22 protein-coding genes, 1 tRNA gene and 1 other RNA gene are annotated in these 24,468 nt (G+C 36.2%); 9 read left to right on the forward strand and 15 right to left on the reverse strand.

From position 1 onward, the window contains the following. Positions 1-6: 6 nt before the first annotated feature. From O5636_RS06105 to O5636_RS06115, 3 genes are all read right to left on the reverse strand, one after another. Positions 7-708 carry a 15,16-dihydrobiliverdin:ferredoxin oxidoreductase gene (locus O5636_RS06105; protein WP_269621929.1) on the reverse strand — a complete coding sequence of 234 codons (702 nt, stop codon included), beginning with the start codon at positions 706-708 and terminating at the stop codon, positions 7-9. Positions 709-811: 103 nt separating this feature from the next. Beyond that, complete coding sequence (locus O5636_RS06110; RefSeq protein WP_269621930.1) at positions 812-1,525, reverse strand: heme oxygenase (biliverdin-producing); 714 nt, start codon at positions 1,523-1,525, stop codon at positions 812-814. Between the two features lie 88 nt (positions 1,526-1,613). Then, on the reverse strand, positions 1,614-2,036 hold the full coding sequence (locus O5636_RS06115; protein WP_269621931.1) for a hypothetical protein: 423 nt from the start codon (positions 2,034-2,036) through the stop codon (positions 1,614-1,616). A gap of 160 nt (positions 2,037-2,196) precedes the next feature. Between O5636_RS06115 and O5636_RS06120 the strand changes: the two genes are divergently transcribed. Next, positions 2,197-3,621: an NADP-dependent isocitrate dehydrogenase gene (locus tag O5636_RS06120; protein WP_269621932.1), complete on the forward strand. Its 1,425-nt coding sequence runs from the start codon at positions 2,197-2,199 to the stop codon at positions 3,619-3,621. An 18-nt stretch (positions 3,622-3,639) separates the two neighbouring features. Here the strand turns inward: O5636_RS06120 and O5636_RS06125 are convergent, their stop codons facing one another. The 6 genes from O5636_RS06125 to O5636_RS06150 all read right to left on the reverse strand — a co-directional run bounded on the left by O5636_RS06125 (position 3,640) and on the right by O5636_RS06150 (position 11,381). Further along, positions 3,640-4,989: a four-carbon acid sugar kinase family protein gene (locus tag O5636_RS06125; RefSeq protein WP_269621933.1), complete on the reverse strand. Its 1,350-nt coding sequence runs from the start codon at positions 4,987-4,989 to the stop codon at positions 3,640-3,642. Positions 4,990-5,032: 43 nt separating this feature from the next. Continuing rightward, positions 5,033-6,223, reverse strand: a complete 1,191-nt coding sequence (locus tag O5636_RS06130) for an alpha-hydroxy acid oxidase (protein ID WP_269621934.1) — start codon at positions 6,221-6,223, stop codon at positions 5,033-5,035. Between the two features lie 117 nt (positions 6,224-6,340). Next, entirely contained in the window at positions 6,341-8,041 is a 1,701-nt protein-coding gene (dld, locus tag O5636_RS06135; RefSeq protein ID WP_269621935.1) for a D-lactate dehydrogenase, read from the reverse strand. Between the two features lie 18 nt (positions 8,042-8,059). Continuing rightward, entirely contained in the window at positions 8,060-8,920 is an 861-nt protein-coding gene (locus tag O5636_RS06140; protein WP_269621936.1) for a galactose mutarotase, read from the reverse strand. 5 nt (positions 8,921-8,925) lie between these two features. After that, entirely contained in the window at positions 8,926-9,879 is a 954-nt protein-coding gene (locus tag O5636_RS06145; protein ID WP_269621937.1) for an alpha/beta fold hydrolase, read from the reverse strand. Between the two features lie 128 nt (positions 9,880-10,007). Continuing rightward, positions 10,008-11,381, reverse strand: coding sequence for a cation:proton antiporter (locus O5636_RS06150; RefSeq protein WP_269623537.1), 1,374 nt, complete (start codon positions 11,379-11,381; stop codon positions 10,008-10,010). Positions 11,382-11,543: 162 nt separating this feature from the next. Between O5636_RS06150 and O5636_RS06155 the strand changes: the two genes are divergently transcribed. After that, entirely contained in the window at positions 11,544-14,066 is a 2,523-nt protein-coding gene (locus O5636_RS06155; protein WP_269621938.1) for a glycogen/starch/alpha-glucan phosphorylase, read from the forward strand. Here O5636_RS06155 and O5636_RS06160 read toward each other — a convergent pair whose 3' ends face one another. The 3 genes from O5636_RS06160 to O5636_RS06170 form a co-directional block, all read right to left on the reverse strand. Further along, on the reverse strand, positions 14,067-14,525 hold the full coding sequence (locus O5636_RS06160; protein WP_269623538.1) for a hypothetical protein: 459 nt from the start codon (positions 14,523-14,525) through the stop codon (positions 14,067-14,069). Positions 14,526-14,597: 72 nt separating this feature from the next. Further along, entirely contained in the window at positions 14,598-14,894 is a 297-nt protein-coding gene (locus tag O5636_RS06165; RefSeq protein WP_269621939.1) for a hypothetical protein, read from the reverse strand. 91 nt (positions 14,895-14,985) lie between these two features. Then, positions 14,986-15,059, reverse strand: a tRNA-Arg gene (locus O5636_RS06170). A 38-nt stretch (positions 15,060-15,097) separates the two neighbouring features. On the opposite strand from O5636_RS06170, the gene rnpB reads away from it, so the two are divergent. Together rnpB and rnc are read left to right on the forward strand one after the other, a co-directional pair. Then, positions 15,098-15,513, forward strand: an RNA gene (gene rnpB, locus O5636_RS06175) — RNase P RNA component class A. Positions 15,514-15,560: 47 nt separating this feature from the next. Further along, entirely contained in the window at positions 15,561-16,286 is a 726-nt protein-coding gene (gene rnc, locus O5636_RS06180; RefSeq protein WP_269621940.1) for a ribonuclease III, read from the forward strand. On the opposite strand, the gene O5636_RS06185 is transcribed toward rnc, so the two are convergent. Further along, complete coding sequence (locus tag O5636_RS06185) at positions 16,283-16,468, reverse strand: NAD(P)H dehydrogenase subunit NdhS (protein WP_269621941.1); 186 nt, start codon at positions 16,466-16,468, stop codon at positions 16,283-16,285. The two genes, rnc and O5636_RS06185, sit on opposite strands and share 4 nt — an antisense overlap. 45 nt (positions 16,469-16,513) lie before the next feature. Here O5636_RS06185 and rimM point away from each other — a divergent pair, with 45 nt between their 5' ends. Next, positions 16,514-17,044, forward strand: coding sequence for a ribosome maturation factor RimM (rimM, locus tag O5636_RS06190; RefSeq protein WP_269621942.1), 531 nt, complete (start codon positions 16,514-16,516; stop codon positions 17,042-17,044). A 42-nt stretch (positions 17,045-17,086) separates the two neighbouring features. Next, the gene (locus O5636_RS06195; protein WP_420063757.1) at positions 17,087-18,520 is read left to right on the forward strand and encodes a mannose-1-phosphate guanylyltransferase/mannose-6-phosphate isomerase; all 1,434 of its coding nucleotides are present in this window, start codon (positions 17,087-17,089) and stop codon (positions 18,518-18,520) included. Positions 18,521-18,535: 15 nt separating this feature from the next. Here O5636_RS06195 and glmS read toward each other — a convergent pair whose 3' ends face one another. Both glmS and psaC read right to left on the reverse strand, forming a co-directional pair. Continuing rightward, on the reverse strand, positions 18,536-20,440 hold the full coding sequence (gene glmS / locus O5636_RS06200; RefSeq protein ID WP_269621944.1) for a glutamine--fructose-6-phosphate transaminase (isomerizing): 1,905 nt from the start codon (positions 20,438-20,440) through the stop codon (positions 18,536-18,538). Between the two features lie 79 nt (positions 20,441-20,519). Then, positions 20,520-20,765, reverse strand: a complete 246-nt coding sequence (gene psaC / locus O5636_RS06205; RefSeq protein ID WP_006850103.1) for a photosystem I iron-sulfur center protein PsaC — start codon at positions 20,763-20,765, stop codon at positions 20,520-20,522. A 133-nt stretch (positions 20,766-20,898) separates the two neighbouring features. Here psaC and acpP point away from each other — a divergent pair, with 133 nt between their 5' ends. The 3 genes from acpP to tkt are packed head-to-tail and all read left to right on the forward strand — an operon-like array spanning position 20,899 to position 24,465. Beyond that, positions 20,899-21,141, forward strand: coding sequence for an acyl carrier protein (acpP, locus tag O5636_RS06210; protein WP_269621945.1), 243 nt, complete (start codon positions 20,899-20,901; stop codon positions 21,139-21,141). A gap of 8 nt (positions 21,142-21,149) precedes the next feature. Continuing rightward, entirely contained in the window at positions 21,150-22,397 is a 1,248-nt protein-coding gene (fabF, locus tag O5636_RS06215) for a beta-ketoacyl-ACP synthase II (protein WP_269621946.1), read from the forward strand. 55 nt (positions 22,398-22,452) lie between these two features. Beyond that, positions 22,453-24,465, forward strand: coding sequence for a transketolase (tkt, locus tag O5636_RS06220; protein WP_269621947.1), 2,013 nt, complete (start codon positions 22,453-22,455; stop codon positions 24,463-24,465). Positions 24,466-24,468: the final 3 nt, after the last annotated feature.

Consider the following 24,468-nt stretch of genomic DNA (forward strand, 5'->3'; position numbering starts at 1 on the left):
TTAAAACTAAATACTTTTAGGGAAAAGAAAATTTTTTACAAATTCGTCTGCCCACTCCTCTCCAAAATAACTCTTAAATAATCCATGAGCAGGGTCTCTTTCTGCATTATATTTATCATAATTAGAATGACAATACTCAACTTCTGTAGAACTAAGTGGAATATAATTCTCAACTATATTTGTATTTATATTCCAATACATTTCTAAAAAAAGGTCTAAGGTATTTGGTAAAGATATTTTCAAGCTATCAGAACAACCACTATATAAAAGTACCCATGGAGAAAAAAACTTATTTGAATCGTAAATATGCATATTATGTTTTTGATTAAATTCCTTTAAATCATTTTTTAAAGATTTGAGACCTTGTAAATATCTCAAAAAATATTTATCATTTTGAACTAAAGGTTGAAAATCTAATACTGCTACTAACTTTTGTTTTACCCCAAACCAAAGCAAATCCATACCGAGAATTGGTTGATCATTTATATACTCTGGATAAGCCACTGAATTTAGAACCTGCAATTTTTCACCTGCATCCATTCTGGTAACTCTCCATCTTCTAAATCCAGGAACATCCCAAAGCCAACTTCTTATAACTGCTTCTTTTCTTTTAGAAAAACATTCTTCGAAACCATTTGGCACATCAACTGATTTACCACCATGTAAAAGAATACTTTTATCAAGCTGTTTCAAAAGTTGATCAAACATTATAATCTACCTACTGTATAATATTGCTTCCAAAGGTAATAAAGAGTTAATGCAAAATCCTTCATTTAAATTTCAAACATAAAAATTATAATCATAACAAAATTCAAACACTTTCCGTACTTCCTCGACGTGACTTTTGTGTGAAAAAAGAAAATAATAACTTACCAATCGCTGCAATAAGACTACCTTCAAGCTCCTGAAACATATCCATATTATACTTAAAAGCAAGATTAGCTTCTTCAACAATTAAATCAGCTGTTTCTTGATCTATTGGTAACAAATTAAGAGTCTGACTATACTTTAATTTAAATTCTTTTTGATCATTTATTTGATCAAAATCATAAAATTTTAAACCATTTTCACCAGTTATGTTCATAGCTTTTTGAGCAATTCTACGGAGAATTTGACCTCCTGACAGATCCCCTATGTATCTAGTGTAATGATGGCCTATTAATAATTCAGGCTGTGTATTGGCTATAAACCTTATCCTTTCGCCATAAGCCTTAGCAGAAGAAGAAACCTTAAATACATTTAACCAGTCTTGCCCAAAATAAAAGGCTAAATCTTGTTCAAGCGTTTCACGTCGATTAAGTTCCTTAAAACCAATTAAAGAAATAACAGGGTGACCCTCCTTAGAAAGCCGACTTATTTCATCTTCCATTGCAGAATAAACAAAATACAAATCTGCAATCAACTCTCTATACGTAGCCTTATCGACTACACCTTTTAAAAAACAACTTACAAAGCCAGTATTCTCTGCCATCGTATGAGACTTTTTTGTCCCCTCTCTAAGTTGTGATGCAAGAGCTACTGTCATTGGGAAACTTGCAAGAGAATTGATGAAAAGAACTTCTTTACTCTAATGAGCTTTTGAAAGAAAAAATTAGAGGGAGAATTATTTAAACTCAATCTAAAGGAAAAAGAATAAATAATTCACGGCATATTGAATGCAACTGTGACATAACAAAAGATTCTGGCAAATGAGATCCAGTAGCTTTCCAATCACCTACTGTTGCTAAACGCCATTTTTCTCCATCAAAGTTCATTCCTCTCATAATTACACCTAACAATTTAGGCAAGGCTGATGATTCATCTTTGACAACTTTTAGTTGTATCAAAAGACTCCTGCATTGAAGAGGAGGGCTCCATCCAGGGAAATATAATGCAAAGTCCAGGCTATCCTCTTCAAACCAAAATTTGGTATAAGGATCATCCCTCCAAGGACTGAAGTTAATAGAAGCAGAAGGGAAGTAATTCTTCACAAGCCCTCCTACAGAAGCAAGAGCTTGTGCACAACCCAAAGTGGTTACCTTGTCCGCAGCATTCAAGTAAAAAGTCCCTAATTAGAACTGAAGATGACATGCCAATCGCTAAATTGCACGTATCAATTGCAACTATTAATATCCGTTCTGAAATGCAAACTTTGTCAAAGACGAGCAAAAAAGTCATATTCTCTATAGATAGTGCATAGATTCAAAGTCAAAGGCAATGAGTAAATTTGAAAAAATCTCGGTACCAAATAAAGGTGAGAAAATCCAATTTATAAATGGTCTCCCTATTGTTCCTAACAATCCAATTATTCCATTTATAAGAGGCGATGGAACTGGGGTAGATATTTGGCCTGCAACACAAAAAGTTATTGATCAAGCAGTCAAAAAAGCCTATGGAGAACAAAAAAAAATAGAATGGTTAAAAATTTTTGCAGGGGACGAAGCTTGCGAATTATATGGGGCCTACCAATATCTACCAAATGACACCATTGAGGCAATAAGTGAATATGGTGTTGCAATAAAAGGTCCATTAACAACACCTGTAGGGGGTGGTATTAGATCTTTAAATGTTGCTTTAAGGCAAATATTTGATTTATATAGTTGTGTTCGTCCATGCCGTTACTACCAAGGGACACCCAGTCCTCATAAACATCCTGAAGACCTTGATGTAATTGTATATAGAGAAAATACTGAAGATATTTATATCGGAATTGAATGGGAAGCAAATGATCCTATTGGAATCAATTTGATAGAAAATCTGAATCAAAAAATTATACCCTCCAGTTCATCAATCAAAAACCGTAAAATACCAGAAGGCTCTGGCATTGGTATTAAGCCTGTAAGTAAAAAGGGAAGTCAAAGACATATTAGAAAAGCAATACAGCACGCCTTGAAACTTAATGAAAAAAAACGACATGTAACATTAGTGCATAAAGGTAATATTATGAAATTCACAGAAGGTGCATTTCGTGACTGGGGATATGAATTAGCAACTACTGAATTTCGTCAGAATTGTATTACTGAAAGAGAAAGTTGGATTCTTCAAAATATAGAAAATAATCCTGAATTAAATATTGAAAATAATGCAAAAATGATTGACCCTGGATTTTCTGCTTTAACTATTGAAAAAAAAGAGATTATTTGTAAAGAAGTGCAATTAGTAATCAATAAAATTCAACAAACTCATGGCAACGGTAATTGGAAAAAGATGGTTCTAATAGATGACAGAATTGCAGATAGTATTTTTCAACAAATTCAAACAAGGCCTCATGAGTATTCTATCCTGGCAACACTAAATTTAAATGGAGACTATATTTCAGATGCTGCAGCTGCAATTGTTGGAGGTTTAGGGATGGCTCCAGGAGCAAACATTGGAGATAAAGCTGCAATATTTGAAGCGACTCATGGAACTGCTCCAAAGCATGCAGGTTTAGACCGTATCAATCCTGGCTCATTAATTTTAAGTGGTGTAATGATGCTCGAATATCTAGGTTGGCAAGAAGCGGCTGAATTAATTACGAAAGGATTAAGGCAATCTATTCTAGATAAAAAAGTAACTTATGATCTCGCAAGGCTTCTGGACCCTCCAGTTAAATCGTTGAAGTGTAGCGAATTTTCGAATGCCATAATTGAAAGATTCTAAAAGAAGTTTTTTATTAAATTAACGCATTTCCATCATTTTCCATACTTGAACAAGAGTTGTTCTATCTCCCAAATTACCTGGAAAAGTAATAACAGGTAACTGTTCTTTATCATTATCATTTGAACAAACTACTGATAAACCAGGCAAAATTTGTCCTTTTAAGCATACGGATTTCAATTTCAAACCCTCTGATAAAAGAATATGCGTAGTAATACCACCTTTACTTATAATATATCCAATCTTATCTGAAAATTTACATGCTAAGCGAGCCATTAATCTTGCTAAGATAATTCCAAATTCCATTCTTTTTATATTAGTCTCAAAAGAGATCTCTCCTCTACTTGTATACAAAACTGGGGTTTTATTTAAAGCTAAAATATCTCTAATTTCTTGAACATAATTTAACTCTAAAATAGAAATTTCTTCCTGCATATCTCTATTTAGTATCTTAAGAAGTTTAGAAACATTTAATTCTAGTCCTAAACAAGATTCTTGAGCTAATAAACAACTTAACTGATCATCAGCTAGTTTTACATGCGAACCAACAACAACAAGCCCAGGAAAACTTATACCTGATTTATCTTTCAAACTCAATCTAGAAAAATCATTTATTGGATTATATTTAGAGTGAATACATGACAGCGAATTAATTAAACTTGCGGCAGAGCGGAAGAGAAATCGTTTTCGTTTTAATAAAGATTTAATTGCAAATGAAAATGAATCTAAATGATCAGAGCTTGTTGCATCAACAACAACAAATTTATTCCCAGATAATTGTAATAAGTAATCAATTAAAGTGTTCATTCCTTCTTTGCTTTTGCTAGCATTTTCTAACTGTTGAATTCCAATTAAAGAAACACTACTTGCTTTAATCTGTCCATTACTTTTTTCCTGTAACCAATCAGCTAATTTGCTTGTTGAATATCCAAACAATCTATCCTTAGCATAGGCTGTTTGGTGCACTGGTATTCCATTTAAAAAGTGTGTTCCGTCAATAGTGTTTCTACCACCTTCAAAAAATGCAGGTACATGAAAAGTTGCATCAAAAGGACCTAATTCTTCATTAATTAATTTCGGTTCTAGTACTCCATAACCTCTCAATGTAGAATCTCCCCTGCTAACAAAAATAATATCTTCCCAGTTAATACTACTCTTATTAATTACCTGCTTTAATTGTCTACAAACATGTCTAACTCTCTTCTCGACAAGATTAGAAGGTAATGATCTGGTATTTGTGAGTAAGAATAATAATTGAGAAGGGTTTTTAAGTTCCTCTTTCAGGGTGTTTTGATCCCATTGAAAGAGCAGATTACAACCGTAAACTGTTTGAGAACCTGTAGGGTCATCATCGAATATAACAATCTTCATCAATAAACTATGAGGCCATTTTCAACAAATGTCTAACAAATAACTACTGCCAATCACTAGGAATACTAACATAAGAACTATCCAACTTCTTCACAGAATCACACCCTAATAGTTTCATTGTGCGCAAAACATCTGTTTTAATAATTTCAATTGCTCTCGCCACTCCTGCACCCCCCGCAGCTCCCAATCCATAAGCATAAGCTCTACCAATTAATACTCCCTTAGCCCCTAGACATAAAGCTTTTACAACATCACTTCCTCGTCTAATTCCACCATCTAATAACACATCTACCTGAGCATTAACAGCTTGTACTATCTCAGGTAAAACTTGAATAGTAGGAGCTACACTATCTAACTGTCGTGCACCATGATTAGAAACCACAAGAGCATCTACACCTAAGTCAACAGCTTTTTTTGCATCATCACCAATATGGACACCCTTTACAACTATTTTTCCTCCCCATGCTTCTCTAATCCATTGAAGATCATCCCAAGTGACAACTGATGCTTCTAAAGCAGGTCCAATTTCTGTATAACCCATTGGGCCATCATCAAGTTCAACATTAGGGAAACTCATTAAGCCTCCATCGCCCAACCATTGAGTCATCCAACAAGGCTTAATTAGTATTTGAGAAAGGTATGGCCACATCTTTATTGGATTTCTTGATAGCAATTCTTTTGTACCATTACGTAAATCGCGCTCTCGCAAGCCTGAGACAGGAGTATCTATCGTTACAACTATTGCTGAAAAACCTGCTCGCTTAGCTCTTTCGATTGTTTTCAAGGCAACATCTCTTCCGCCAAGTAAATACAATTGATACCAGGCAGGATAATTAGTTGCTTGCTTAACATCTTCTAATCGACATCCAGATAAAGTAGAAAGCGTATATCCTGTACCTGCAATACCCGCTTCTTTAGCCGCAACAACTTCTCCTTGAGGGAAGAATAAACGACTACTTCCTACAGGAGCAAGCAAAAAAGGCAATTGAAATTCTTGATTGATAACTGAAGTAGTGAGATCGCATGAGGGAGTTGCTACAGCACAACGAGGCCTAAATAAAATTTTATTAAATGCAGTGCAATTCTCTGATAGTGTTTGCTCTCTATCGGCACCACTATCTATATAATCAAACACCATTCGTGGAAGCCTCGCCTTAGCTAATACCCGAAGGTCACTTATATTTACTACATTTGGAGAAGAAACATTAACTAACATATGAAAAAGACTGTTCATTTTATATCTATGTATATATTCTAAGATATGAAGTATCTGGATTTATAAAGTAATTGAAGAATAAGAATTTTCTCGCAATAGATCTTTACTCTAAACAATCATTCCACTGATATACAACTATTCATAGTTTTTTTTCTTCGAAGTTTGACCAATCCCAGAGTTAAAAGTATTAGTTGGATCAAGTTTACGATAGAATCTATCTAGATCATTTTCTGCCTTATATAAATGTCCAACATTATGTTCTGCTGGATATTTGGCATTATTTTGATCTAAAATAGAAAATATCTTTTCCTTAATTAAAATAATATCAGCACCATCCTTCAAAACAAAATCCCAATGGAAAACCATACATAAGAAATGTCCCATTTGAAAAGTCTCTGCCATTTGAGAAAGTATTTCTTGAGGTAATATTTCATACCATGATTTGCAATTCCTAGGCAAAGCAACATCCAAAGCAAGAAGTTCACCTGATTTGGAAGAATGAATTTTTTTATACCTAGATGGGGCTGATCCTGCCACATAACGATGCAAAAGGGCATCATCCCCTTCTCTTTTTGTACATTTTATATATTCATAATCTTCTTTCTCAAAAGTTTCATCAATTAAAAGTTTTTCCATTAACTCTATAGATTGATCACTAGATAGAAATAACATATAATGTTCAAACCTATTTCGGTAAGATCGAATTCTATTCGGGATATGATCAGGAAGCTTACTAGCAAAAAATTGCAAAAATTTATCAGTTAAATACTTTGGTAAAAAATTAAATTGATTTGTAAATTCATCAATTAATCTTTTAAAGTAAAGTACTTTTGGTAAAAATTTAGTTCCAAAATACTTAATAAATAGGAAGTTATCCTTACAGTATTTATCTGCACCATCAAAATAACTTCTATGCATGTATTCACCCATATCAGGCAAATAATCATGTCCTAAAAGAATTTTATGACGTAAATCATTAAAATTATCTGGGCTATTTGTACCTACAAAAAAAACCTGTTCTTGTTTTGGAAGTGGGAAAGTATCAAGTCTAACTGCAAAAACAGCTATCTTACCAGCACACCCACTAGCCTCATATAGTCGACGGGAATCTGCATTGAATCTTGCAGGAGAATCTGAATTAACATCTCTTACACGGGTTTTATACTCTATATCAGAAGCTATCTTGTCAGAACTTTCAACATGATGATTATTAAAATTAATTGATTCAAGATTTCGCAAAATCTCTTCAGGAGAATTTCCTAAATCAATACCCAAGTGATTTATTAACTCCAACTGGCCACGTTGATTTAACCTTGCAAATAACGATAGTTCTGTATAAGCAGGGCCACGGTTAACTAGATTTCCTCCAGAATTATTACATACCCCACCAACCACTGATGCTCCTATACAAGAAGATCCAATCTTAGAATGAGGGCCTCTCCCTAAAGGTAATAATTTTTCCTCTAATTGATATAAAGTAGTACCTGGAAAAGAAATAGTTTGAGATCCATTATTAATAATAATTAACTGATTGATCTTCAAGGTATTGATAATAATTACATCTCGATCGTAATCATCTCCACATGGAGTAGAACCACCAGTCAAACCTGTATTAGCAGCTTGAACTATGATTATTTTTTGAAAAGATATACAGGCTACTAGGACTTTCCAAAACTGTACCAAGTTCTCAGGTAATACAACCATACAAGCTTGACCATTACCAAATCTTATTCCAGTTCTATAAAAATGAGTTCGCTTTTCATCTGTTAATATTTTCTTCTTGCCAACAATAGCAACTATCTCCTCATATAAATCTAACAGACGATAATTTTTCATTATTTTGTATATAAAATATTAATTAATTAAAAAAGAACATTTAATCCTTTTTATTTCCCCAGGAGAAAGCAAGACAATTTTATTACCATTAATGAAAGAATTTCTTGGGCTAGTCCATGGCTCTAAACAAATCATATCCCTAGGAGGATCAGTCCAAATTACAACAAAATTGAACGGATCCTCTGCTTTTAATTCTATAGATATATTATTAGCATTATCAACAAGAGTAGTAGTAGTAGAGCCAATTGAATCAGAAATAAAGTCTACTCCTTTTGAAAGGTTATTCAACTGAGAATTAGTGTTACTAGAACTCATATCTTGATGATTAATACATTGTCCATGCAAACCTTTTATAATTACCTTAGAAAGATCTTTAACTAAAAAATAAGGATGCAATCCAAAGGAAAATGGCATGATAATCTTGCTATTATTTTTTACTCTCGTAAGTACTTGTAATGAATTCTTAATTAAGCTAATTTCCATTTCTAAATTAAATTCGAATGGATAGGAAATAAGTGTAGACTTATTTTGATTTAATTGGAGAATAATTGATTTTTTAGTATCAGTTAGATTTATTTGCCAACAAGAATCTCTTGCAAAACCATGCTGTTTAATATAATACTCCTTATTTTTTAAATTATATTTATCTCCTGGTAAATCTCCACATATAGGGAAAAGAATAGGTATCCCTCCTCTAACACTCTTTGAAGCATCTTTAAAGCGAGGCTCATCAAAATACAACATTTCTCTATCATTACAAATCCAACTAGTAATCAAGCCCCCACGATCTGGAACAATTTTTAAACTATCATCAGTTTCTACATTTCTAATTTCCCAATGTTGATACGGTAAATATTTTTTAGCTAATGTTAGGCACATATAATTTAATTATATTTTTGCAGCCAACTCAATACTTCTGAATTAACCCTATCTGGAACTTCATCATGAGGACAATGTCCTGCATTTAAAAGCACCTCTGTAACTTCTAAAGAAGCCTTTTGAGCAAATAGGCGGAATTTTTCTTGTTTTGCTTTTGCATTTCTCAACCAAGGGTCACTGCTACCCCACAACAACAAAAGTGGTGATTGCAAATCCTTAAACAATTCATCTATCGGTTTACCTTTAAGACCTCGTGCCTGAAATACTTTACGAAAAACTTGAAAAGCTCCTGGGTCTAAGGAAGGTCGTCTAATCGACTCAATTAAATAATCATCTACATTAGTTGGATCAATATAAACTTGTTTTAATGTATTTCGAATAACACCTGGTCTACGCAAATTCTCAAAAATCAATCTCTGCATTAATGGATAAATTAAACCTTTAAATAAAAAATCTCGAGAAATCCCCTTACCAATCTCCTGCCTAATTTTAGTGCCCAAATCTTGTGATTCGGCAACAAAGTTCTCATCACTAAAATATCCAGCGGCATTAAGTAAAACTACTCCAGCTGATTGAGATGCTAAGGAGGCTCCAGCAGCAAGAGCTGCATAGCCGCCTAATGAATTGCCAATAATGACAGTTGGTTTCTGAATACGCTCTTGAACATATGCAACTATTTGTTCTTTCCAAAGCTCACCACCATAATCTAATTCTGAGGGCTTAGCGCTACGGCCAAAGCCAAGTAAATCAATAGCATGTACCTCATGACTTTTAGCAAGTTCAGGAATGTTATACCTCCAATGATCTGTTGAAGCTCCAAAACCATGCACAAGTAAGACAACTGGGTTTTGCTTGGAGATTATGTTGTTAGATACATCAATAGAATTGCTACTTACTGAATAAACGTTGTGACCTAAATGGCTCCAAGGAGCATTTGGTTTAGCAGCTAAAGCAGACATCAAAAGTTAGGTTTAAAGAAGAACGATCTAGGGTGAATAGATGTTCAGGGTGTATCAATTGTTTGTTTATTATTTATGTTCATTTGCTCTTAGTCAAAGAAATATCTTCTTTAAGGTAATAAGAAATTCTAAATAAGCCCAACCGGATCAGCCGCCACATCATCAGGAATTGAATTACCCCCTCCAGGTTTTTTATCTTTCAGCACAATTCTTAGAAGAACTGGAGCAAGAAAAGTAGTACCAATTACCATCAGCAAAATTGCCGCTTCTAAGGAAGGTGTTAGCAATCCTGCACTAGTTCCCAGGCCTAAAAAAATCAAACCCACTTCTCCTCTAGGCATCATCCCTAATCCAACAACTAAACGATTAGTAGGCTTATCAATAACAAAAGACCATCCTGAGGCTATCTTTCCAATAATTGCTACAACTAAAAGGAATCCTGCAACAACTAAAGCTGAACGACTCGCTGGATCTAAAGGATTGATTACTGAAAGATCCATTCCAGCACCAACCAAAACAAAGAAAATTGTTGCAAATAAAGAAACTAAAGGGAGAACAGACTGCTGAATAGCATGATTATTTTTGGAACTACTCAATATTAAGCCAGCTGCAAAAGCACCAAGAGCTGCTTCTAACCCAATAGCTGTGGCAACAAAACAACTTAAGACAAGAATTACAAACGAAGCTACTACTACTGCACCAGGAGCTTTAAGTCGCTCTAATAGCCAATCAAAAGCTGGTGCTGCTGTTCTGCTTAATGCTATGGCAGCAATTACAAAAACAGTTGCTGCTAAAACCAATTTGACAATAGGAGCTATTTCTAAGGATCCACCTGTCGCCAAGGCAACTACAACAGCAAGAATAACAATGCCAAGAATGTCATCTAAAACAGCTGCTCCGATAACTATCTGCCCTTCTCTCGTTTTGAGATAACCTAGTTCACCAAATACACTTGCCGTAATACCAATACTGGTAGCCGTCATTGAAGCACCTGCAAAAATAGCTGGAATCAAATCAACATGAAAGATAAACATCAGTCCAACAGTGCCAAAAGCAAAAGGCAAAATCACTCCTGCCATTGCGACAGTGAAAGCTTGAGCTCCAACAGCAACTAATTCTTCTAATTCACTTTCTAATCCTGTTAAAAATAGCAATGCATATAAACCAAGTGTTGCAACTGCTTGCAACGAAGGAAACGTCTCAAAATATAAATCAGGTACTGCTTCTTTTGGTATAGATGCCAAAGAACTAATGACATTAACCAAGGATTGATTCAAAGCGACATGGGCAGTAGGGGGAATCAATAAATGCAGGCCAGAAGCCCCGATCAAAACCCCAGCCAAAAGCTCTCCTACAATAGTCGGCAAACTCAGTCTCACTAAGACTTCTGCTAAAGCTCTTGCGGCTACAAAAATCAAAAGAAATCTAATAACTCCAATCAAGGTTTCTGCAACTTCAATATCGTGAGTACTTAATACAGCAATTACTGGTGAACAAAACATCATAAAAATATTCAATTATTTTTAAAAAGCATAAATTATTAGATGACCAAGTTTAAAACCATTCCTTAATAAAAAATTTAAAAGCAAGTGTTGATCTGAAGGTACTGAAGATATCAAACCAAAAGTTTTGGCTAATGTCCGTCAATATAAAAGACACCTTATATGAGCAGTTCACAGCCTCAAGATCTGCGTCTGCCCACTCCAGGGTGCTATGCAGACCCAATAAAAGCAGGTATTGATGCAGATGCAGTCTTCGATGGAATGACCGAGCATCTATTCTTTACCCTTGGAAAACTAGCAACTACAGCAAGTCTCAGAGATCTTTATATGGCATTGAGCTATGCCGTCAGAGACAGATTAATGACAAGATATCTTGCTTCTCAAGAAGCTATAAGAGCAAAGCCACAAAAAACTGTTGCATATTTTTCGGCGGAATTCTTAATAGGGCCTCAACTCAATAATAATTTACTGAATCTTGGAATAACAAACGAAGCAGAAGAAGCAGTAAAAAGATTTGGCATAGAATCATTAAGCCATATTTTAGAAGTAGAGGAAGAACCAGGCCTAGGTAATGGTGGATTAGGAAGACTTGCAGCCTGTTATATGGAATCCCTTGCAAGCTTGCAAGTGCCAGCAATTGGATACGGAATTCGTTATGAATTTGGTATTTTTAATCAATTAATTCGTGATGGTTGGCAAGTTGAGGTTACAGATAAATGGCTAAAAGGTGGTTGGCCTTGGGAATTGCCCCAACCCGATGAATCCTGCTTCGTAGGATTTGGAGGACGTACAGAAAATTATATGGATGACAAAGGGAATTATCGCTCTAGATGGATTCCTTCTGAACATGCCATTGGAGTGCCTCATGATGTTCCAATACTTGGATATAGGGTAAATAATTGTGATCGCCTCCGTCTCTGGCGAGCAGATGCGACTGAAAGCTTTGATTTTTATGCATTTAATATCGGTGACTATTATGGAGCTGTTGAAGAAAAAGTAGCTTCCGAAACATTATCCAAAGTTCTATATCCAAATGATGGAACAGATGAAGGTAGGCGCTTAAGACTAAAACAACAGCACTTTTTTGTTAGTTGTTCTCTACAGGATATGTTGAGGAGCCTTGATAAAAGAGGAATTAATGTTGAAGATTTCTCAGAACATTGGACAGTCCAATTAAACGATACACACCCTGCCATTGCAGTTGCTGAGTTACTACGATTACTAATTGATATTTATCATTTGGAATGGGAAAATGCTTGGAATATAACTATCAATTCAGTTGCTTATACCAATCACACTTTATTACCAGAAGCACTGGAAAAATGGGACTTAAATTTATTTAAAAGTCTTTTACCAAGGCACCTAGAACTAATATACGAAATAAACAGAAGGTTTTTACAAAAAGTTCGCCTACGTTACCCAGGGAATGATGCGATTTTAAGAAAACTATCAATAATTGATGAAGAAGGTGGTAAAGCAATAAGGATGGCTCATTTAGCAACAATTGGAGCACATCATGTTAATGGTGTTGCTGCATTACATTCTGATCTAATAAAAAGACAATTAATGCCTGAATTCTCAGAATTATGGCCTGAAAAATTTACAAATATAACTAATGGTGTAACTCCAAGAAGATGGGTAGGGTTATCTAATCCAGAACTTTCCTCACTACTTGATAAAGAAGTAGGAAAAGATTGGATTACCAATATGGAATTACTAAAAAAACTTGAAGAGAAGGAAAATGATACTGAATTTCTTGAGTTATTTTCCCAAACAAAACTTTCAGGGAAACGAAAACTGGCTGGATATATTCATCGGCAAACTGGTGTACTAGTGGACCCATCAAGCCTGTTTGATGTCCAAGTAAAAAGGATCCATCAATATAAACGTCAACACTTAAATGCATTGCAAATAATTGCACAATACCTCCGTATAAAAAATGGCACGGCTAAAAATATTGCTCCCAGAACTGTAATCTTTGGGGGTAAAGCAGCACCTGGATATTTCATGGCAAAATTAATGATCAGATTCATTAACGGTATTGCTGATGTTGTCAATGCTGATCCAGATATGGATGGTCAACTAAGAGTGGTATTTCTTCCTGATTATAATGTAAAGCTTGGCGAGCAAGTATATCCTGCAACTGACTTATCGGAACAAATATCTACAGCAGGAAAAGAAGCTTCAGGGACAGGAAATATGAAGTTTGCAATGAATGGTGCACTTACAATTGGTACACTTGATGGGGCAAATGTAGAAATTAGAGATCAAGTTGGCTTAGAAAATTTCTTTTTGTTTGGTCATACAGAAAATGAAATAATGAAACTTAGAGAAAATGGTTATTCGCCTAAAAAATATATAGAAAATTGTCAAGAATTATCTGAAGCAATGAGATTAATTGAATTAGGACATTTTAGTAATGGTGACAGTGAACTTTTCCTACCATTAATTAATAGCCTTAGTGGAAATGATCCATTTTTTGTAATGGCAGACTTTACTGATTACCTTCGGGCTCAAGATGATGTAAATAAGGCTTGGCACAATCCTAAAGAATGGAATCGAATGGCTCTTCTTAATACTGCTAGATCTGGTTATTTTTCATCAGACAGATCAATCAGAGAGTATTGTCAATCAATTTGGAAAGTAAATCCATTAAATGTAGAAATAACTTGTAATCTTAATTAACTAAGTAAGATTAGAATTTTTATCCGGTAAATCTGGCGTCTGATGCAATAAACGATTTAATCTTAATCGATCTGGATTTAATGGATCCGGGGCTAATTCACCAGCCATCTCCTTAAATTTATCCTCTATATTTTCTGGCACTTTCACATCAAATATTTTTTCCATTAATACTTCAATAGAAAAAAGATGTGCATTAATATTTTCCAGTTCAACTAGTGCTTGTTGCAAATCTTCTGCTTCCTTTTCATCTAAATTTTCTAAAGGATTATCTTCATTATCTTTGGAACCGTATTGTTTCTGTAAAACCTCCAACACTTTGCCAGACAAAGTTCTAAAAGATTGCAAAGCTGCCCAATTCAACTCTTGCTGTTGACCAAGGGTCGGATATTCGCGAACCAATCGATCATGTTCTCTATAGAACCTGAGGCAGTCATCACATTGACAAGGCTCTTCGGGCACCTTAGTCACATATAGCTATAGAACCATCATGACATCATGAAGGACCTTCGAGGGAAAAGCAACTAAATATATTTAAACCTGCTCTGCTTCATCAGAACTTTCTGGGATAGGGACTTCGATGCTGGTAACAACCTGAATTACATCTCTTAACCTCATTGAATCTGCAAACCAACCCATAGCTTGCTCTGCATCCCCTCTAGATTCCGCCTCAGTTGCCTGATCTTCATGGGTCTCTGCCAATAAAGCCAACCAACACAAACACCTAGCTTGAACAATTGAAAGATCTAAGTCTGTTGGCTGAGATTTAGCAATTTGCTCACTCTCCTGTTGCACCAATAAACGAAGTCTTAAATCGTGAAGTTGTGTCATCTATTGTCGTGCTGCATTCACACGCTAGCGAAAGAGTTCAGGTTTTGGCCACCCACTACATGTAGCTTATGCAACTTTTTTAAAATCTTAACGGGGCTGGCGGGATTCGAACCCACGACCTACGGTTTAGGAAACCGTCGCTCTATCCGACTGAGCTACAGCCCCACTGGAAGAAATACCTCCTTCAAGGCATTATGGAATTAGAAAGCAGGAGAGGTGATCGCAATCAACATTTGTGGCTATTACCACAATAATTTGTTGATTGAGGAAAGTCCGGGCTCCCTAATGGTCAAGCTTGCTGGGTAACTCCCAGTGCGGGCGACCGTGAGGATAGTGCCACAGAAACACACCGCCGATGACTTCTACAAGGCAATTTCCTTGCTTGAAGAACAGGTAAGGGTGCAAAGGTGCGGTAAGAGCGCACCAGCAGTATCGAGAGGTACTGGCTTGGTAAACCCCGGCTGGGTGCAAGGGAAAGGATCTAGGTCGACCATTTTTGCCTATTTCCTAAAAAAAAACCGCTAGAGGCTATCGGAGACGATAGTCCCAGACAGATGATCACCCACTAACCTAATTTATGGATAGTGAACAGAACCCGGCTTACGCCCTGCTTTCATTTAATCTTAAATATAAACATATAAATAACAAAATTGCCTTGCAATAAGAATGATTTCAAAAAAAAGAGAGGATCAGATTTATTTTTTACTTAACAAAATTAAATTAAAAGATTCAGATATTAAATTAATCAAAAAAAATGAACCCTTAAATTTAGAAATTCTTAATGAGGCCTTAACTCACTCATCTGTTAACCCTAAAAAAAATCATGAAAGATTAGAATTTCAAGGAGATGCAGTATTAAGACTTGCTGCTTCAGAATATATTCAAAACAACTTCCCTACATTATCTGTTGGTGAAAGATCAGCATTAAGATCGCAAATGGTAAGTGATGAATGGCTTGCAAAAATTGGATCGCAAATCAATATTAAAGACATCATGCTGATTGCCCCAAAAGTTCTTAAAGATAGTTCAGCTACCAAAACTATTTGTGCAGAAGCAACAGAAGCCTTAATAGGAGCAATGTATGAATGTTTAAGGAATATCGATTCGATCCAATCGTGGCTCGCTCCTCATTGGGATCAAGAAAGCAAGAAAGTACTGGAAGATCCATATAAACAAAATCCAAAATCTGCTCTTCAAGAATGGAGTCAAGGTCAAGGATTAAATAAGCCTATGTACACAATAAAAGAAGTTTCCAAACTACATGGTGATTTAAAAAGGTTCTATTGCAAAGTTCATATAAAGGAAAAACTGATGGGAGAAGGTTGGGGTAGTTCAAGAAAAAAAGCAGCAAAAGAAGCCGCAAAAGCTTCTCTAAACAAACTTAATACTTAAATCAGTTCCAAATCAGTAATAGGAAAGGTTAATAACTTGTCCCAATTACCTCCTTCAAATAGTACAGCAGCTTTTTTTTTAGTTATACGTTGAACAAATCCCTTATATCCATTGTAAATGGAACTAGAATTGTTCACTATGACAGATGAACCTGGCAGAATGATTCCGTCTGTATTTTTCACGGCATAAATCAAATCATTAATAGTCTAATCCGTTGCAAACTAAGCATGTGTGAAAAAAATCTATGGTTAACAGTAGGAGAAGTTGTTGCCCCACAAGGTCTCCATGGTCAAGTAAGAATCAACCCCAGAAGTGATTTTCCAGAAAGGTTTATCGAACAAGGAGAAAGGTGGTTGCAAAAAGGCAAGGAAAAACCTTACAAAATACAATTAGTTTCAGGAAAACGTATTCCAGGAAAATCTATATACATAGTTTCTTTCTCAGGAATAGACGACAGAAATAAAGCAAAGGACTTAGTAGGACATAAATTTCTAGTGAAATCAAATCAAAGGCCTAAGCTTGCACAAGGTGAATTTCACTTTCTGGACCTAATTGGATTAAAAGTTAAGTTAAGTAATAAAGAAAATGAAATAGGAGAAGTAATTAATTTATCCAGTGCTGGAAATGATCTATTAGAAGTAAAATTACTAGAAGGGAAAAAAGTCTTAATTCCTTTTGTAAAAGAAATTGTTCCAGAAATCCATATTAAGGAAGGCTGGTTAATAATTTCTCCTCCTAAAGGTCTATTAGACCTTTAAAAATTCATTCAACTATAGATGTATAACTTAGATAACAAAAAAGTGACTAACAAAAAATTAATACCAGTAATTCTGTGTGGAGGGACAGGGACAAGGTTATGGCCTTTGTCACGAGCTAGTTATCCAAAACAGTTTTGGGCGCTCAATAGCAAGAAAACCTTATTGCAAGAAACTCAACTGCGTCTTCAGAGCATCAAAGGAATACATGACCCTTATCTAATTTGCAATGAAGATCATAGATTCATAGTTGCAGAACAGATGAGAGAAATAAATGTGAAGACTGGAGCGATATTTCTTGAGCCAACTGGAAGAGACACTGCTGCTGCAATAACAATTGCAGCCCTCAAAGCTAATGAAGAAGAACAAGATCCTTTATTACTTGTTCTATCAGCAGATCATCAAATTATGAATGAAGGAAAGCTAATTGAAGCTATCCAAGCAGGTTCAAGTGCAGCAGAAGCAGGTAGATTAGTAACTTTTGGTATATGCCCAACTAGTCCAGAAACTGGATATGGATATATAGAAGCCGAAGAACAAACAAGCAACAATCCATTAATAGCAAAGTCAATTAAGAGATTTGTCGAAAAGCCCGATAAACTAACTGCCGAAAAGTTTTTACAAGACAAGCGTTTTACATGGAATAGCGGAATGTTTTTATTTAAAACAAGTGTGATTCTAAAAGAACTGGAAAAGTTCGCACCTGAAATAGTTTCTTGTTGCAAACAAGCATTATCAAGAGAAATGAAAGATCTGGATTTTCTCAGACTAGAGAAAAAATCATTTAATCAATGTCCAAAAATCTCGATTGATGTAGCAGTTATGGAAAAAACTAAACTAGGTTCTGTCCTGCCTCTAAATGCTGGCTGGAGTGATATTGGAAGCTGGAAAACCCTTTGGGAGACAGCCGATAAAGACGAAAATGGGAATGTTATAAGAGGCAAGGTAATTGCACAATCAAGTCAAAACTGCTATTTCCGTAGTGAACAACGTCTGGTTGTTGGACTGGGGGTGCAAGATTTAGTAATAGTAGAAACTGATGATGCAATCCTCATAGCAGATCGTGAAGAATCTCAACTGGTTAAAGATATAGTTAAAAAACTTGAAAAAGATAATACTTCTCAGGCACTAACCCATTCAAAAATTTATCGGCCTTGGGGGCATTACACTTCGATCATTGAAGGAAAGAGATGGCAAGTAAAAAGAATTGAAGTTAATCCAGGAGCAAGTCTTTCTCTACAAATGCACCACCATAGAGCAGAACATTGGGTTGTGGTACGTGGCACTGCCTTAATTGAAAAAGATGGTATAGAAGAAATATTAGGAGAAAATCAAAGTACATATATACCCCTAGGTTGTACACATAGACTTTCCAATCCTGGCAAAATGACTTTAGAGTTAATAGAAATTCAAAGTGGGGCCTATATTGGAGAAGATGATATTGTTAGATTTGAAGATAAATATGGTAGGAAAAATTAAATCAGATTTTCAAACCTATTCTACTGTGACACTTTTAGCTAAATTTCTTGGCTGATCAACATCTAATCCTCGATGAGCTGCAATATGATAACTCAATAGTTGCATAGGAATGACTGTTAATAAAGGGCTAATTAATTCATTAACTTCAGGAATTGGAAGCAAATGATCAAAGATTTTAGTATCAGGACTTCTAGGAGCAATCCCAATTAAATTTGCATCTCTTGCTTTTGCTTCTTGTGCATTACTCAAAACTTTATCAAAAACAACGCCCTTATTTGCTATAGATATAACTGGAACTCTCTGATCTAATAAAGCAATCGGACCATGCTTCATTTCTCCTGCTGGATATCCCTCTGCATGAATATAACTTATCTCTTTAAGTTTTAATGCTGCTTCAAGTGCAATTGGATAATTAATACCTCGCCCTAAAAAAATAACATCTTTTGTCTCTGTAAAATGATGAGATAATTCTTCAGTTAAATTATTATGTTGTGATATTAATTCTCTTAAGATTGTTGGTATTAACTTTAATTGGTTACATAAATCAATGATTTCTTTCTCTGAACGTGTCTTCCTTCTAGCTGCAAACATTATCGCTAAACCATAAAAAGTTAATAACTGTCCCAGAAAAGTCTTTGTAGCAGCAACACCAACTTCTAAACCTGAACAAATATCAATTACATTAGGGACTTGACGAGCCAAAGAACTTTCTATTCTATTGGTTATACCTAATTGTAAAGAAGCAAAATTAGGATCATTTAATGCGGAACGTCGCTCATTTTCCATGGCTAATGCCGCAAGCGTATCTGCTGTCTCACCCGATTGTGTAACTCCAATTGTAAGTGTATGAGGTTCTAAAGGAGGCGGTGCATAACGAAATTCACTTGCAAAGAAAACATTGGATGAAAGACCAGCAAATTGCTCTAAAAGATATGCACCTACCATGGCAGCATGTCTACTGGTTCCACAAGCTAAAATCTGAACACGTTCAATAGAGTCATAGAAATTATGCTCAAACGGAAAAGCAACTGGGGTTTGAGTCGATAATCCATCAGGTAAATATCTAGAAATCCATAAAGCAGCTGTCTCAGGTTGTTCAAAAATCTCCTTAAGCATGAAATGACGAAAACGTCCTTTATCTCCGTCCGTTTCATAACCAGTGATTAATGAAGGAGACCTATGTTGACGTGTCCCCTTCGAATCATAAATTTCTATCCCTAGCGGAGTTAATAAAGCAACCTCCTTATCTTCCAAAGGCAAAACAGTCCTAGTAAAGCCAGCGAATGCTGGGGTATCACTTGCGCAAAGGAATTCTCCTTCTCCAAAGCCTATCAGTAGAGGAGCCTTACTTTTGGCCACAATCAAAGAATCAGGAGCGTCGGTCCAGATAACCGCAAGAGCATATGAGCCTTCTAAAAGTTTTAAAACATTTTGAACAGCAAGTAAAAGAAGTGAACCTGATGAATCAATTCCTTGTTTCTTCAAGCCTTTTAATTCTTCTGATATCAGATGCGGAATCACTTCTGTATCTGTATCTGATCGAAATTTAATGCCAGTCGATTCAAGTTTTTGCCGCAAAAAATTATGGTTTTCAATAATGCCATTTTGAACAACAGCCACTTGACCTGCCAAATCCCTATGGGGATGAGCATTGTGCTCATCAGGCTTACCATGAGTTGCCCATCTTGTATGACCAATACCTAAACAACCAGGTGCCCCACTATTTTTCAATAAATTAAGTAAATTAACTAATTTACCTTTAGCTCTTTTACAAGTCATTTGACCTTTACTATTACCTTCTATTGCTCTAACTGTTGCTAAACCAGCCGAATCATAACCTCTATATTCAAGTTTTTTTAAACCCTCAAGAAGAAGAGGGGACGCCTCACGAGAACCAACTAAAGCAACTATGCCACACATATATAAAATTATGAACTTATAAGGTTATGTTTTTTTGGTTTACTCAACCTAGCCCAATATTTGATTCAAACAAATAAATTCAATAGGCCAAACCCATACTCCTAGTAGTTTCATCTCCTAGGTAGACCCTAATACTTAAGAAATCTGTAGGGCATGCAGTTTCACACCGCTTACATCCCACACAATCTTCAGTGCGAGGAGATGAGGCTATTTGACCGGCTTTACAGCCATCCCAAGGAACCATCTCGAGAACATCTAGAGGACAAGCTCTTACGCATTGTGTGCATCCAATGCATGTGTCGTAGATCTTTACTGCGTGGGACATAAAGCCCTATAGATAACGTTGCATGTAAAAAACTTTACTCAATTTGGTTCACGATATATTGATTCATGCAAGAGGCTTCACTCTTGTTAACTAGTTACCATTAACCGTAGGATACGTTCAAATACTCAGAATTATGTCTCAGGAAGCAATTCTCGAAAAAGTGCGCTCCATCGTCGCAGAGCAGCTCACTGTTGATTCAGCTGAAATCAAGCCCGACTCAAACTTCCAAAATGATCTTGGAGCAGACTCACTTGACACTGTTGAATTAGTCATGGCACTTGAAGAGGCTTTTGACATTGAAATACCAGACGAAGCTGCCGAGAGCATTACCACTGTTGGAGATGCTGTTAAATATATAGAAGAAAAGCAGTCTTGAGGATCTAAATGATGGAGAACCTCCATCGAGTTGTTATTACTGGTCTTGGCGCTATTACGCCTATTGGCAATACCGTCGAAGATTATTTCTATGGCTTGCAATCTGGCCAAAATGGTGTTGGACCAATAACACTTTTTGATGCATCTAAACATGCATGTCGCTTTGCTGCGGAAGTGAAAAACTTTGATCCAACTGGATTCTTAGAGCCAAAAGAATCGAAACGATGGGATCGATTCTCAAAGTTTGGTGTTATAGCTGCTAAACAAGCGATTGCAGACGCGGGACTCAAGATTAATGAAACTAACGCTTCACGCGTTGGAGTCATCATTGGTTCTGGTGTTGGCGGCTTATTAACCATGGAAACACAAGCCCAAGTGCTTAATAACAAAGGCCCTGGGAGAGTGAGTCCATTTACTGTGCCCATGATGATTCCAAACATGGCATCAGGATTAGCAGCAATTGCTCTTGGAGCAAAAGGTCCCAGTTCAGCAGTAGCAACTGCTTGTGCTGCAGGATCTAATGCAATAGGAGATTCTTTTAGGCTGCTGCAGCTTGGCAAAGCAGATGCAATGATTTGTGGCGGAGCAGAAGCAAGCATTACTCCTCTTGGTGTAGCTGGATTCTCAAGTGCAAAGGCTCTATCATTTAGAAATGATGATCCTGCTTCAGCAAGTCGTCCTTTTGATTCAGAACGGGATGGATTTGTTATAGGAGAAGGTTCAGGAATCCTCGTTCTTGAAACACTTGAACATGCACTAAAAAGGGATGCAGATATCTATGCAGAGTTAATTGGTTATGGAACTACATGTGATGCTCATCACATAACGGCGCCATCTCCAGGTGGTATAGGAGGAGCAGAAGCTATAAAAGAAACAATAAAAGATGCGAAAGTAGAAACAAATCAGATTGATTATATTAATGCTCACGGAACAAGCACTCCAGCAAATGACCGCAATGAAACTTCAGCTATAAAAACAGCACTAGGCAACAGAGCCCTACAAATCCCTATTAGCTCAACAAAATCCATGACAGGACATCTGCTAGGTGGATCTGGTGGCATTGAGGCCGTAGCATGTGTACTTTCCATCAAAAATGGAGTAGTTCCACCAACAATTAATTATTCCAATCCAGATCCTGACTGTGATCTAGATTATGTTCCTAACACTGCTAGAGAACTCAAATTAAATGTTGTACTTTCTAACTCGTTTGGTTTCGGAGGACATAATGTATGCCTTGCATTCCGAAAAATGAACTAAACGAATTCAATAAAGCACTCAATCAGTCATAATCTTTTAATCACCAAAGAACAAAATGGTCGCTGCGCCCGCTTCCCTTGAATCACTCTGCATTAACAGCATCCGGATGCTTGCTGTAGATGCAATAAATAAATCCAAAAGTGGACATCCAGGTCTGCCAATGGGATGCGCTCCTATGGGATATACCTTATGGGATAAGTTTCTTCGTCATAACCCCAAAAATCCTAAATGGTTCAATAGAGATCGTTTTGTGCTTTCTGCAGGCCATGGGTGCATGTTGTTATATGCACTTTTACATTTAACGGGTTATGAATCAGTAACAATTGAAGACATCAAACAATTTCGCCAATGGGGTGCAAGAACCCCTGGACATCCAGAAACTTTTGAGACTGCTGGCGTAGAAGTAACAACAGGTCCTCTAGGAGCAGGTATTTCAAATGCTGTAGGACTTGCTATTGCAGAAGCCCATCTTGCCGCCAAATTCAATAAAGCCGATGCAGAGCTAGTTGATCACTACACATACGTTGTAATGGGTGATGGATGCAATCAAGAAGGAGTTTCATCAGAAGCTTGCTCACTTGCAGGGCATCTCAAATTAGGTAAATTAATTGCCTTATACGACGATAATCACATCACAATTGATGGGAAGACTGACGTTTCTTTTACAGAGGATGTACTAAAGAGATATGAAGCTTATGGCTGGCATGTTCAACACGTGCCAGATGGAAACAATGATGTTGATGCAATTGCTAAAGCAATTCATTTAGCCAAAGAAGTTAAAAACAAACCTTCTTTAATCAAAGTTACAACAACAATTGGCTATGGAGCTCCTAATAAAAGCGACACCGCAGGTGTTCATGGTGCTCCTCTAGGCGAAGAAGAGACAGAACTTACAAGGAAGCAATTGGATTGGTCCTATGGTCCATTTGAAATTCCGCAAGAGGTTTATAGCGAATACCAAAAAGCGATTGGTCGTGGAGAAAAACTAGAAAAAGAATGGAATCAACTATTATCAACTTATAGAAGCAAATATCCTATTGAAGCAAATGAGTTTGAACGAATGTTGCGAGGGGAGCTACCAAATAATTGGGATAAAGACTTGCCAAGTTATTCATCAGATGACAGCGGACTAGCCACTAGAAAACATTCTCAAATATGTTTAGGAGCACTTGGTCCCAATCTTCCTGAATTAATTGGTGGTTCAGCAGATTTAACTCATTCTAACTACACAGATATCAAAGGAGAAACTGGATCTTTTCAGCCAGAAACCCCAGAAAAACGTTATTTACACTTTGGGGTTAGAGAGCATGGAATGGCAGCAATATTAAATGGAATTGCCTATCACAACAGTGGACTAATTCCTTACGGAGGAACATTTCTTGTTTTTGCTGATTACATGAGAGGTTCCATGAGATTATCTGCACTGAGTGAGCTTGGAGTTATTTATGTTCTGACGCATGACTCAATTGGAGTGGGAGAAGATGGGCCTACGCATCAACCAATTGAAACAATTCCTTCATTACGAGCTATACCAAACATGTTGGTGTTTCGCCCTGGTGATGGCAATGAAACTTCTGGGAGTTATAAAGTCGCAATAGAAAATCGAAAACGTCCTAGCTCTTTATGTTTAAGCAGGCAAGGAATGCCTAACCAAGCAAATTCATCGAGCGAAAAAGTAGCTCTAGGAGGATACATTCTAGAAGATTGCGAAGGTTTACCAGATTTAATCTTTATTGGCACAGGTACTGAATTAAATCTTTGTGTTGAAGCGGCTAAAGAATTAACAGGTAAAGGTAAAAAAATCAGAGTTGTTTCTATGCCATGTGTGGAACTATTTGAAGAGCAAAGCAATTCTTATAAAGAAGAAGTTCTCCCATCTAATGTAAGGAAAAGAATAGTAGTCGAAGCTGCACAGGCATTTGGGTGGCATAAATATATTGGTCTCGATGGAGACAGCGTAACAATGCATAGTTTCGGAGCATCAGCCCCTGGAGGAACATGTATGAATAAATTTGGATTTACAGTAGAAAATGTATTAGATAAAGCAAATAAACTTCTTGGTGAATAAAGC

Origin of the sequence: Prochlorococcus marinus str. MIT 0918, assembly GCF_027359415.1 — a bacterium.
Lineage (GTDB): Bacteria > Cyanobacteriota > Cyanobacteriia > PCC-6307 > Cyanobiaceae > Prochlorococcus_E > Prochlorococcus_E marinus_C.

Excerpts from the sequence above, each read along its gene's own strand:
- O5636_RS06105 (WP_269621929.1), bottom strand. The coding sequence starts at position 708 with ATGTTTGATCAACTTTTGAAACAGCTTGATAAAAGTATTCTTTTACAT.
- O5636_RS06110 (WP_269621930.1), bottom strand. The coding sequence starts at position 1,525 with ATGACAGTAGCTCTTGCATCACAACTTAGAGAGGGGACAAAAAAGTCT.
- O5636_RS06120 (WP_269621932.1), top strand. The coding sequence starts at position 2,197 with ATGAGTAAATTTGAAAAAATCTCGGTACCAAATAAAGGTGAGAAAATC.
- O5636_RS06125 (WP_269621933.1), bottom strand. The coding sequence starts at position 4,989 with ATGAAGATTGTTATATTCGATGATGACCCTACAGGTTCTCAAACAGTT.
- O5636_RS06130 (WP_269621934.1), bottom strand. The coding sequence starts at position 6,223 with ATGAACAGTCTTTTTCATATGTTAGTTAATGTTTCTTCTCCAAATGTA.
- dld (WP_269621935.1), bottom strand. The coding sequence starts at position 8,041 with ATGAAAAATTATCGTCTGTTAGATTTATATGAGGAGATAGTTGCTATT.
- O5636_RS06140 (WP_269621936.1), bottom strand. The coding sequence starts at position 8,920 with ATGTGCCTAACATTAGCTAAAAAATATTTACCGTATCAACATTGGGAA.
- O5636_RS06145 (WP_269621937.1), bottom strand. The coding sequence starts at position 9,879 with ATGTCTGCTTTAGCTGCTAAACCAAATGCTCCTTGGAGCCATTTAGGT.
- O5636_RS06150 (WP_269623537.1), bottom strand. The coding sequence starts at position 11,381 with ATGTTTTGTTCACCAGTAATTGCTGTATTAAGTACTCACGATATTGAA.
- O5636_RS06155 (WP_269621938.1), top strand. The coding sequence starts at position 11,544 with ATGAGCAGTTCACAGCCTCAAGATCTGCGTCTGCCCACTCCAGGGTGC.
- O5636_RS06165 (WP_269621939.1), bottom strand. The coding sequence starts at position 14,894 with ATGACACAACTTCACGATTTAAGACTTCGTTTATTGGTGCAACAGGAG.
- rnc (WP_269621940.1), top strand. The coding sequence starts at position 15,561 with ATGATTTCAAAAAAAAGAGAGGATCAGATTTATTTTTTACTTAACAAA.
- rimM (WP_269621942.1), top strand. The coding sequence starts at position 16,514 with ATGTGTGAAAAAAATCTATGGTTAACAGTAGGAGAAGTTGTTGCCCCA.
- glmS (WP_269621944.1), bottom strand. The coding sequence starts at position 20,440 with ATGTGTGGCATAGTTGCTTTAGTTGGTTCTCGTGAGGCGTCCCCTCTT.
- psaC (WP_006850103.1), bottom strand. The coding sequence starts at position 20,765 with ATGTCCCACGCAGTAAAGATCTACGACACATGCATTGGATGCACACAA.
- acpP (WP_269621945.1), top strand. The coding sequence starts at position 20,899 with ATGTCTCAGGAAGCAATTCTCGAAAAAGTGCGCTCCATCGTCGCAGAG.
- fabF (WP_269621946.1), top strand. The coding sequence starts at position 21,150 with ATGATGGAGAACCTCCATCGAGTTGTTATTACTGGTCTTGGCGCTATT.
- tkt (WP_269621947.1), top strand. The coding sequence starts at position 22,453 with ATGGTCGCTGCGCCCGCTTCCCTTGAATCACTCTGCATTAACAGCATC.